This is a genomic window from Kitasatospora sp. NPDC059088, from assembly GCF_042738155.1.
Classification (GTDB): Bacteria; Actinomycetota; Actinomycetes; order Streptomycetales; family Streptomycetaceae; genus Kitasatospora.
Genome location: NZ_JBHYGR010000041.1, coordinates 57,487 through 68,235 on the forward strand (window position 1 = coordinate 57,487; position 10,749 = coordinate 68,235).

Below are 10,749 nucleotides of genomic sequence, written 5' to 3' on the forward strand. Positions count from 1 at the left end.
ATTGTTAAAAAAATAAAAATACACAGTGGTTGTTATCCCGGGCGGGGGGCGCGGTCGCGGGCCCCCGCCCCCCCCCCGGCGGGGCGGCGCCCGGCTGCGGGGCCGGGCGTCGCGGGTGACCGTTGGCTACGGGGCGCAGAGCGGTCGGGGTGGGCTGGTCAGCCCATGTGCGGGTAGCGGTAGTCGGTCGGCGGGACGAAGGTCTCCTTGACCGAGCGGGTCGACGTCCAGCGGGCCAGGTTCTGCTTGGCGCCGGCCTTGTCGTTGGTGCCGGAGGCGCGGCCGCCGCCGAAGGGCTGCTGGCCGACGACGGCGCCGGTGGGCTTGTCGTTGATGTAGAAGTTGCCGGCGGCGAAGCGCAGCTTGTGCATCGCGTCCTGGGCCGCGGCGCGGTCCTGGGCGATGATGGCGCCGGTCAGGCCGTAGGCGGAGACGGACTCCATCTGGGCCAGCATCTCCTCGTACTTCTCGTCCTCGTAGACGTACACGGCGAGGATCGGGCCGAAGTACTCCTCGCGGAAGTACTCCGCGGCCGGGTCCTGGCAGACCAGGACGGTCGGGCGGACGAAGTAGCCGACCGAGTCGTCGTAGCTGCCACCGGCGAGGACCTCGACGGAGGCGTCGGCGTGGGCGCGGTCGATGGCGGCCTTGTTCTTGGCGAAGGCGCGCTCGTCGATGACGGCCGACATGAAGTTGGACAGGTCGCTGACGTCGCCCATGGTGAGGCCGTCGACCTCGGCGGCGAACTCGTCCTTGAGGCCGGCCCAGATCGAGGCCGGGACGTAGGCGCGGGAGAGCGCCGAGCACTTCTGGCCCTGGAACTCGAAGGCGCCGCGGGTCATCGCGGTCTTCAGCACGGCCGGGTCGGCGGACGGGTGGGCGACCAGGAAGTCCTTGCCGCCGGTCTCGCCGACGATCCGCGGGTAGGTGCGGTAGCCGGCGATGTTCTCGCCGACGGAACGCCACAGGTGCTGGAAGGTGGCGGTGGAGCCGGTGAAGTGGATGCCGGCCAGCGCGGGGTGCTTGAGCGCGACGGCGGAGACGTCCAGGCCGTCGCCGGTCACCATGTTGATGACGCCCTTGGGCAGGCCGGCCTCCTCCAGCAGCTGCATCAGCAGGTGCGCGGAGTACTGCTGGGTGGGGGACGGCTTCCACAGCACCACGTTGCCCATCAACGCGGGCGCGGTCGGCAGGTTGCCGGCGATCGCGGTGAAGTTGAACGGGGTGATCGCGTAGACGAAGCCCTCCAGCGGGCGGTGGTCGCTGCGGTTCCACACGCCGTCCGAGGAGACCGGCTGCTCGGCCATGATCTGGCGGGCGAAGTGCACGTTGAAGCGCAGGAAGTCGACCAGCTCGCAGGGGGTGTCGATCTCGGCCTGCTGGGCGGTCTTGGACTGGCCGAGCATGGTGGCGGCGGCCAGGGTCTCGCGCCAGGGGCCGGCCAGCAGGTCGGCGGCCTTGAGGAAGATCGCGGCGCGCGAGTCGAAGGAGAGCGCCTGCCAGGCCGGGGCAGCGGCCAGGGCAGTGTCGATGGCTTCCTGCGCGTCGGCCTGGGTGGCGTTGCGCAGGGTGCCGAGCCGAGCCGCGTGGTTGTGCGGCTGGACGACGTGGATCTCGGTGCCGCCGCCCATCCGGCGCTCACCGTTGATCGTCATGGTCAGCTGGACCGGCTCCTGGCCGCCCAGCTCCTTCAGCTTGGCCTCCAGGCGAGCCCGTTCGGGGCTGCCGGGGGCGTAGCTGTGGACCGGCTCGTTCACCGGCGCGGGGACCTGGGTCACAGCGTCCATGAGGCGCACGCTCTCCTTCGTTGCAATGCGGGGGAAGGCCTGCGCGGGTCACGCACGGGCCACAGCACGAACGCTATTCCTGGCTGCCCGGCCACTTGATTGGCCGGGCGGCTAAATTCCCCCGTACGGCGTTGTCCGGACCGACGAAAGCGATCACACAACGGTCACGACAGCCCCATCCGCCCTACCCGCCCCACCGGCACCACCCTCGGGACCACGCCCGGCACCACCCTCGGGACCACGCCCGGCACCACCCTCGGGACCACGCCCGGCACCACCCCCGGCCGGACGCCCCGGCCGGAACCGTTGGACGGTCCCGGCGCTGTCCAACCGGCTAAAATCGACCGCACACCGTTGTCCGAGCGGATGAAGGAGGCCCGGCGTGACCACCCCCGGGCTCCCGCTCCGCCAGCTGCTGATGTCCCTGGGCGAACCCCTGGTCGAACTCCAGGCCGCCCCCCAGGGCCTGGACGTCCCCGTCCGCGACGTCGCGATCCTCGACCCGGAGGACCCGCCGACCGCCTCCCCCGGCGAACTCGTGCTCGCGATCGGCGCCCGCGGCCGCGCCGCCCTCCCCGCCCTGCGCGCGGCCGGCCGGGCCGGCGCCGCCGCCGTCGCGGTCAAGCTGGACGCCCCCGGCCAGGCCGACGCCCTGCGCGAGGCCGCCACCGACGCGGGCGTCGCCCTGCTGTCGGTGCGCCGGGAGACCCGCTGGGAGCACCTGGACTCGCTGGCCCGGGCGATCATCGCCGGTCCCGACGCCCCGGCCTCCCCCGGAGCCCCCGAACCCAACGCGGGCGACCTCTTCTCCCTCGCCCAGACCGTCGCCGTGCTCACCGACGGCATCGTCTCGATCGAGGACACCTCCAGCCGGGTCCTCGCCTACTCCCGCTCCTCCGACTCCGACGAGGTCGACGACCTGCGCCGGCTCTCCATCCTCGGCTGGCAGGGCCCCGAGCCGTACCTCTCCAAGCTCCGCGAGTGGGGCATCTTCCAGCACCTGCGCAGCTCGGACACCCCGATCGCGGTCGAACCGCACCCCGAACTCGGCCTGCGCCGCCGCCTGGCGGTCGGCATCCGGGCCGGCGCGCAGCCGCTCGGCACCATCTGGGTGCAGGAGGGCGCCCAGCCGCTGGCCGCCCACGCCGAGCAGGCCCTGGTCGGCGCCGCCCGGGTCGCGGCCGCCCAACTGGTGCGCCGCCGACGCGAGTTGTCCGCCGACGTCCGGCTCACCCAGACCCTGCTGACCGGACTGCTGGAGGGCTCCACCGGCCCCCAGTCGCTGGCCACCCACCTCGGCCTGGACCTGCGCCGCCCGGCCACCGTGCTCGCGTACGGGGCCCGCACCACCGAGGCGCTGCACCGCTCCGACGTCACCGGCCTGATCTCGGTGCACACCGCCGCCCGGCACCGCGCCGCACTGCTCGCCCCGATCGAGTCCCGGGTCTACGTGCTGCTGCCCGAGCTCCCGCCCGGCCTGCCGATGACCACCGTGCGCGACTGGGCGGCCGAGGTGGTCACCGCCGCCCGGGAGCACCTCGGCGTCCCGCTGCGCGCCGCGATCGGCTCGACCGTCGACGGCCTGTCCCAGGTGCCGGACTCCCGCGCCCAGGCCGACCGCATCCTGGACGCGATGGGCCGCGGCGGGGTCGACCTCGACGTCGCGGCGCTGATCGACGTCCAGGCCGAGGTGCTGGTCAGCGAGGTGCTCGCACTGCTCCAGGACCGCACCGGCCTGCGCGACCCGCGGCTCACCGCGCTCACCGCGTACGACCGCCGCCACCACACCCGGCTCGCCGAGTCGGTGCTCGCCTGGCTGGACGCGCTCGGCGAGGTCCGGGTCGCCGCCGACGCCCTGCACATCCACCCCAACACCCTGCGCTACCGGGTGCGCCGCGCCGAGCAGTTGACCGGCATCGACCTCGCCCAGCCGCAGCAGCGGCTGCTGGCGATGCTGCAACTGCGGCTGCCCGCGGACGAGTAGTCCGCAGGCAGCCGCCTGACTGATGATCCGTCAGGCTCCGTACCCCTGGCCGCGCTTGTGCTCGTTCAGCCGGCGCCACGGCCCGCTGATCGCCAGCTGGATGCCCGGCTCCTGGATGTTGGCGAAGAGGGTCCGGCCGTCGTCCGAGAAGGTCACCCCGGTGAACTCGCTGAACTCGGGCTTGGCCGCGCTGCCGATGTTCAGCTCGTTGCGGGCGATCGGGTAGACCAGCCCGTCCTCGGTGGCGCCGAACAGGTGCGAGATCCCGTTGCCGTCCTCGGCGATCACGATGCCGCCGTACGGCGAGACGGTGATGTTGTCCGGGCCGTCGTAGTTGTCGTGGTCGCCCAGGACGTCGTCGTTGACGCCCAGCAGCACCTTGAGGGTGATGGTGCGACGCGCCGGGTTGTAGAACCACACCTGGCCGTCGTGCTGCAGCGGGCTCTCCGAACGGGCGTAGCTGGAGACGAAGTAGAAGCCGCCGTCACCCCACCACATGCCCTCCAGCTTGCGGGCCCGGGTGACCTCGCCCTCCTTGAACTGCTTGCGCACCGAGACGGTCCGGGCGTCGCGGTCCTGCACCTTGACCCAGTCGGCGCCGTAGACGGTGCCGACCTTGGTGGCCCGGGAGAGGTCGTCGACGAACCTGCCCTGGGCGTCGAAGACCTTGAAGGCCTCCAGCACGCCGGCGTCGGCGGCGAGCTTGCGCAGCTGGTACCGGCCGTGCCGGAAGCCGGCCGGCGGGGTCCAGCGGAACAGCAGGCCGTTCGGGTTGGAGGCGTCCTCGGTGAGGTACACGTGACCGCGCTTGGGGTCCACGACCACGGCCTCGTGGGCGTACCGGCCGAAGGCCTTCACCGGCTGCGGGTCGCGGTTGTAGTCGTCGTCGAAGGGGTCGACCTCGAAGACGTAGCCGTGGTCCTTGGTGAAGCCGTTCTTGCCGGCCTTGTCCTCGGTCTCCTCGCCGGACAGCCAGGTGCCCCACGGGGTCACCCCGCCCGCGCAGTTGGTGGCGGTTCCGGCGATGCCGACCCACTGCTCGACCGAGCCGTCCCGCTTGGCGTGCACGATCGTGCAGCCGCCGGCCGCGCCCGGATCGTAGACGTGCCCCTCGGTCAGCGGCACCGGGTGCGGCCAGTTGGCCCGGGCGCCGGACAGCTCGTGGTTGACCACCATCAGGTTGCCGCCGCGCTCGTCCTCGAAGGCGGACGTGCCGTCGTGGTTGCTCGGGGTGAACTCGCCGGTGCGCAGCCGGGTCTGCCCGGCCCGGTTGAGCACCTTGTACGAGAAGCCCGCGGGCAGCGAGAGCAGCCCGGCCGGGTCCGGCACCAGCGGGCCGTAGCCGATCGCGGCGCCGCCCGCCGCGTTGGTCCCGGCGGCACCGGCCGCGGCGGCGACCGGGGCCTCGCCGCCGACCGGCGCGGCGATCGCACCGGGGGCGCTGGCCAGCGCCTCGGCACCGCCGGCGATCAGCACGCCGGCCCCGACGAGGGTGGAACGGTTGACGAAGTCCCGACGGGACAGCGACATGGCAGCAACTCCTGGGGGGGTGTACGGGCGTCGAGGCAGGTCGTCGACGCCCAGCAGACTCCGCCGCAGGGGTGAACCCGGCATGACGCCCACCGCACGACGAGGCGACCATTTGCCAACCGATGACTGACACATGACCCGCGCTTTACCGAAGGCGGGCCGCCCGAGCGCGGATCAGCCCCGCCCGGTCCGCCACTGCTCCCAGGCCGCCAGCCACAGCTGCTCCACCAGCCGGTGCTCCTCCGGGGTGCCCGACCCGGCCGTCCCCGGCCGCTCCCGCCACAGCTGCTCCCAGGCCCGCTGCGCCGGCAGGCTCGCCACCTCGCTGGCGAACACGGTGTACCGGACCACCTCCTCGACCGCCGCCTCGCCCTGCGGCGTGCCGATCAGCCAGTGCGTCTGCTGGGACAGCCGGTTGAGGTGGTTGACCATCGAGGTCACCGCCGCCGCGGCCTCCTCCCGGGTCTCCGTGGCGAGCCGCATCTGCTGGCGCACCGCCGCCTCCCAGCGCACCGCGCAGACGTCCCCGCGCAGCCCGCGCGGCAGCCGCGGCGTCCGCCCGACCCGCACCTGCGCCTCGATCGCGGCGGCCTCCGCGATGCTCTGGGCGATCAGCTCCCGGTGCGCCTCCAGCCCCGCGACGGTCGGCAGTTCACGCTCCTCGACCGGGACGTAGCGGGCCCGCCGGGAGGCCAGGTCGCGCAGCAGCTCGGTGCGCCCGCGCAGGTAGCAGTCGAAGTCCCCGATCCCGGCGAGCTCCACCCCGCCGGGGGGCAGTCCGCGCCCGCACACCGTGACGGCCTGCCCGTCGACCCGCAACCGGACGGCCCACACCGGCCCGGCGGCCTCCGGCCCAACGACCGACGCGCCGCCCGGGGCGCCGCCGACTGCCGTACCGCCGGGCACCGGCCGGTCCTCGTGCACCTCCACCGCGCAGGGCTCACCGTCCACGGTGATCCACTCCCGCAGGGTCCGCACCCGGCCCGGCCCGTCCCCCTCGTCCACGCCCAACTGCTCGTAGACGCGGTCCCGTTCGTCCTCGACCACGTCCTCCAGCTCGGGCAGCACCTCACAGCCGTCGGCCCCCGGCCGGTACGTCCGCACGGTCACGTACGGCCCGGCCGCGGTGGTCCAGTCACCGCACTGCACCTCGACCCAGCGCAGCTCACCGCCGCAGGTCTCGAAGGCCGCGAGCGCCTCGCCCCGGCCGGGCGGCCCGGCCACGCCGTACACCGGGAAGTCCACCGTGGCGAGGGTCCGGCGGGAGAAGTCCTCCTGGCCGGCGAAGCGCTCCGGCCCGCCCGACCGCTCCGGCCCCGACCGCTCGACGTTCCACTCCTGGGGCCTTCCGCCGCTCTCCCGCACCATCCTCTGCCGCACCCCCGAGTCCTCGCGCCCGCACCGCTGACGCCACTTTACGTGCCGGGAGCTGCCGGGTCATCAGCTCCGCTGCCGTACGGGGGCGGTGGCCGTGTCCGTCGGCCACGATGTCAGCAGCCCTCCCTACGCTGGCGGCATGACAGCACAGAACGACGCAGCCCAGCCCGCCTTCCCCGCCCGGATCAGCATCGTCACCCTCGGCGTCTCCGACCTCGACCGCAGCGCCCGGTTCTACCAGGACCTCGGCTGGCGGCGCTCCGCCGCCTCCAGCCCGGAGATCGTCTGGTTCCGCACCTCCGACTCGGTGCTGGGCCTCTTCCCCTCCGAGGAGCTGGCCGCCGACGCGGGCGTACCCGCGACCGGCGAACCCTCCTTCCGCGGCGTCACCCTGGCCGTGAACCTGGAGTCCCCCGCTCTGGTGGACGCCGCGCTGCGCACCGCGGTCGAGGCCGGCGCCGTGGTGGTCAAGCCGCCGGTCCCGACCAGCTGGGGCGGCTACTCCGGCTACTTCGAGGACCCGGACGGGCACCTGTGGGAGCTGGCCCACAACCCGTTCTTCCCCTTCACCGAGGACGGCTCGCTGGACCTCCCGTAGCCCGTCGTCCGCCCCTCCGCCGTCCTCGCCCGCCCCTCCTCAGCCCTTCCTCAGCGCCTCGTCAGCCCCTCGTCAGCCCTTCGACCGGGCCTTGAAGGCCGCCTTGCGCGCCTCCTTGGCCAGCGCCCGGTCCGTGTGCAGCTCGCCGATCGCCTCCAGGACGTCCGCCGTGTACGGGTGGTCGACCCGCCACAGCTCACCGAACCACGACGCCGGGTCGCCCTTCACCGGCAGGTCGGTGATCAGCTCGCGCAGCAGCGCCGCGTCGCCGCCGCTGTCCAGCAGCTGGGCGGCGAAGGTGTCGACCACCGTCCACAGCGCCATCGTCCGCTCCGGCACCGGCACGTCCGTCGCGCCCAGCGCGGACAGCCAGGCCCGCACCGCACCGCCGAGCTCCGGGTCGTCCAGCACCTCCCGGGCGGCGGGCTCGGCGCCCGCCCCCAGCAGGTTCAGCGCCGAGACGCACAGCATCCGGCGCAGCGGACCGTACGCGTCGTCGCCGCGCGCCGCCGCCAGCAGCTCGCGCGCCGCCGGCTCCGGCTCCCGGCCGGCCACCCAAGCCCGCAGCTCCTCCTCCGGCAGCACGTTGGCCGCCTCGCACACCCCGCGCAGCAGCTCGGCGGCGTCCCCCTGGGCCAGCTCGCCGACCAGCGGGGCGTCGTAGCCGTCCTCCAGCAGCCACTGCCGGATGCCGTACTGGCCGAGCGGGGTGAGCCGGACCAGCCCGAAGCGGGCCGACTCCTCCTCGTCCAGCGGCGCCTCCCCGACGAGGGCGGGCTCCTCGCCCTCCTCCTCGTCGAACAGCTCCGGGTCGATCGGCCGGTACTCCAGCAGGCCCAGCTCGGCGAGGTCGCCCAGCATCGGGTCCAGCGCGACCATCACGTCGGTGATGTCGCCGAGCAGTTCCTCGCTCGGCTCCTCGCCCTCCGGCACCACCAGCAGCGCGGCGAGCACGCCCAGCGGCACCGTCTCGTTGCCCGGGTCGGCGAAGGCGGTGGTCTCGTACAGCACCTGGAGCGCCTCGTCGAGCAGCTCGGCGGCGGCGTCCCGGGCCTCCTCGACCTCGCTCAGGCCGTCCTCGTCGTCCTCGTCCGCGTCGTCCTGGTCCGCCTGGTCCGCCGACGCTTCCGCCGCCTCGTCCTGCTCCGGCAGCGAGTCCGCCTCCACCGCCAGTTCCCGGACGATCCCGGCGGCGGTCAGCCACAGCTCCAGGACGGTCTCCGCGTCCCCGCGCTCGGCGGGCTCCAGGTCCGGGCCCGGGACGGCGACGTGCTCGCCCTCCTTGGTCGTGCCCAGCTCCACCAGGTCCAGGTCGCAGGCCAGCGACCAGGCCCGCAGCGCCTCGACCTCGGCCTCCTCCGGCACCTCGCCCTCGGCCGGGGCCAGCCCGAGCAGCCGGGCGACCGGCGCCCGGTCCTCCTGGACGAGGTCCCCGAACTCGTCCACCACCCGGTGCGGGGACGCCCAGCGGGCCAGCGCCAGCGCGTAGCCGAACATCGGCACGGCCTTCGCCTGCTCGGCCAGCTCCTGCTCCGCGGGCAGCTTCACCGGCGGCACCAGGATCGCCGCGTCGTCCAGGTCCTCGTCGTCCAGACCGTGCGCGGCGAACGCCCCGTAGAGGTCCTGGAGCTCCAGGTCCGCAGGCAGGACCGCCTCGGCCGCGCCCTCTCCGGCCGAAGCCCCCGCCCCCGTGTTCTTCCGACGTCGTCCGGCCATCGTCGTGTGCTCTCCCTCAGCCAGCGGTCAGCTCGAACAGCTCCGCGTGTCGATCTACCACCTCAGCGTATAGGCCGGGCACCCCCGATGCCCGGCCTCACAGGGCGCGCAAAGGGGCGCGCGCCGCTTCCACGCGCCCACCCCTTATCCTTCGCTTTGGCACCGCGCACAACCCCGCGCGGGCCACCGGGCAACGAAGCCCCTTCTCTCAGCTCACCCGCTCCACCAGGGAGCCCCGCACCGCGGCCACCACCACAGCGCCTCAGGACGGGCGCGCCGGCACACCCAGCCGACCCCGGTGGCGCCCGGCCACAGGAGACCCCTGCCATGGCGGACCTCTCCCCCGCCGGCTCCGTGCTGCGCACCGCGCAGCTCGACGGACGCCGACTGTCGGAGGCCCTGCTCCCCCTGGAGCTCGCGCCCCGCGCCCAGCTCCAGCTCGCCGCGATCAGCCGCTGGAACGCGCTGCGCGGCATACGCGTCGGCCTGGTCGCCGGCGCCCTGCTGCTGATGCTGATCGGTGCCAACCTGGCGACGCCGATCTACCCGCTCCTCCAGCAGCGCCTCGGCCTCGGACCGCTCGACACCACGATCCTCTTCACGATCTACGTGTTCGCGCTGCTCCCCGTGCTGGCCGTGGTCGGCCACTGGTCCGACCACCTCGGCCGCCGCGCCCTGATCCTGCCCGCCGTAGCCCTGGCCGCCGCCGGCGACCTCGTCTTCGCCACCGCCGGCAGCTTCTGGCAGCTCGCGGTCGGCCGGGCCGTCCAGGGCATCGCCGTCGGCCTGTCCACCGGCGCAGCCGGGGCCGCCCTCGGTGACCTGCTGCCCGACCACCCGGCGCTGGCCCCCAAGCTCACCCTGGCCTGTTCCGCCGGAGGCGTCGCGCTCGGCCCGGTGGTCGGCGCCCTGCTCGCCGGCGGCTCGGACCCGCTGCTGACGCCCTTCCTGCTGCACGCCGTCGCCCTGCTGGCGCTCTGCGTGCCACTGGCCCTGGTCCACCCGCGGATGCCCGGCCGCAACCGCCCGCCGGCCTCCCCGCCCCGGATCACCACCCCGGCCCACCTGCGCCCGCAGCGCCTGCGGCTGCCGCGCACCGGCCGCCGCGAGTTCCTGCTCGCCGCCACCGCGGGCTTCATCTCGTACGGGGTCTTCGGCGTCTACCTGGCTCTCGCCCCTGCCTTCTCCGCCAAGCTGCTGCACACCCCCTCGCACCTGACCGGCGCGATCGTGGCCGCCCTGCTGCTCGGCTCCTCGGCCCTCGCCCAGCTGATCATCCCGCCGACCGCCGACCGTACGGTGATCGCCCTCGGCATGACCGGCCTGGCCGCCGGCCTGGGCCTGGTCGTCGCGGCCGGCTACACCGACACACCCGCGCTGCTCTTCATCGGCAGCGTCCTCGGCGGCGTCTGCCAGGGCGTCGCCTTCCGCTCCCTGTTCACCACCGCCGTCGCCGCGATGAACCCGGAACGCCGGGGCTCCGAACTGAGCTCCCTCTGGATCATCGTCTACCTCGGCAGCTCCGCCCCCGTCATCGCCGTCGGCGCCCTCGTCCAGACCTACGGCCTCCTCCCCGCCGTCAGCGGCTTCGCCACCCTCGCCGCCGTCCTCTGCGCCGCCCTCGCCCTCACCATCGCCCGCAAACCCAAGACGGCCTGACCCCGGCACTGAAAGCGGGGGCCGCCGCGGGCGGCGCCGCCCCCGAACACCCCGGCCGCCCGGGCGCGCCCGCGCGGCTCAAACACCCAGCACAACAA

7 protein-coding genes are annotated in these 10,749 nt (G+C 74.0%); 3 read left to right on the forward strand and 4 right to left on the reverse strand.

Annotation, left to right across the window (positions count from 1 at the left end; genetic code table 11):
• Positions 1-158: 158 nt before the first annotated feature.
• The gene (gene pruA, locus ACFWXO_RS20150) at positions 159-1,787 is read right to left on the reverse strand and encodes an L-glutamate gamma-semialdehyde dehydrogenase (RefSeq protein WP_375894473.1); all 1,629 of its coding nucleotides are present in this window, start codon (positions 1,785-1,787) and stop codon (positions 159-161) included.
• A 382-nt stretch (positions 1,788-2,169) separates the two neighbouring features.
• Between pruA and ACFWXO_RS20155 the strand changes: the two genes are divergently transcribed.
• A complete protein-coding gene (locus tag ACFWXO_RS20155) occupies positions 2,170-3,771 on the forward strand; it encodes a PucR family transcriptional regulator (RefSeq protein WP_380525202.1) in 1,602 nt (533 codons plus the stop codon).
• A gap of 30 nt (positions 3,772-3,801) precedes the next feature.
• Here the strand turns inward: ACFWXO_RS20155 and ACFWXO_RS20160 are convergent, their stop codons facing one another.
• Positions 3,802-5,301: an alkaline phosphatase PhoX gene (locus tag ACFWXO_RS20160; protein WP_375894467.1), complete on the reverse strand. Its 1,500-nt coding sequence runs from the start codon at positions 5,299-5,301 to the stop codon at positions 3,802-3,804.
• Positions 5,302-5,475: 174 nt separating this feature from the next.
• Positions 5,476-6,681, reverse strand: coding sequence for a hypothetical protein (locus tag ACFWXO_RS20165; RefSeq protein ID WP_380525203.1), 1,206 nt, complete (start codon positions 6,679-6,681; stop codon positions 5,476-5,478).
• A gap of 136 nt (positions 6,682-6,817) precedes the next feature.
• Between ACFWXO_RS20165 and ACFWXO_RS20170 the strand changes: the two genes are divergently transcribed.
• Positions 6,818-7,276: a VOC family protein gene (locus ACFWXO_RS20170; RefSeq protein WP_375894462.1), complete on the forward strand. Its 459-nt coding sequence runs from the start codon at positions 6,818-6,820 to the stop codon at positions 7,274-7,276.
• A gap of 72 nt (positions 7,277-7,348) precedes the next feature.
• On the opposite strand, the gene ACFWXO_RS20175 is transcribed toward ACFWXO_RS20170, so the two are convergent.
• Positions 7,349-8,992: a hypothetical protein gene (locus ACFWXO_RS20175; protein ID WP_380525204.1), complete on the reverse strand. Its 1,644-nt coding sequence runs from the start codon at positions 8,990-8,992 to the stop codon at positions 7,349-7,351.
• A gap of 327 nt (positions 8,993-9,319) precedes the next feature.
• On the opposite strand from ACFWXO_RS20175, the gene ACFWXO_RS20180 reads away from it, so the two are divergent.
• Positions 9,320-10,651: an MFS transporter gene (locus tag ACFWXO_RS20180; protein ID WP_380525205.1), complete on the forward strand. Its 1,332-nt coding sequence runs from the start codon at positions 9,320-9,322 to the stop codon at positions 10,649-10,651.
• Positions 10,652-10,749: the final 98 nt, after the last annotated feature.

What these genes read in the sequence shown, in the direction of transcription:
- pruA (WP_375894473.1), bottom strand. Translation starts at nt 1,787, where the DNA reads ATGGACGCTGTGACCCAGGTCCCCGCGCCGGTGAACGAGCCGGTCCAC.
- ACFWXO_RS20160 (WP_375894467.1), bottom strand. Translation starts at nt 5,301, where the DNA reads ATGTCGCTGTCCCGTCGGGACTTCGTCAACCGTTCCACCCTCGTCGGG.
- ACFWXO_RS20170 (WP_375894462.1), top strand. Translation starts at nt 6,818, where the DNA reads ATGACAGCACAGAACGACGCAGCCCAGCCCGCCTTCCCCGCCCGGATC.
- ACFWXO_RS20175 (WP_380525204.1), bottom strand. Translation starts at nt 8,992, where the DNA reads ATGGCCGGACGACGTCGGAAGAACACGGGGGCGGGGGCTTCGGCCGGA.
- ACFWXO_RS20180 (WP_380525205.1), top strand. Translation starts at nt 9,320, where the DNA reads ATGGCGGACCTCTCCCCCGCCGGCTCCGTGCTGCGCACCGCGCAGCTC.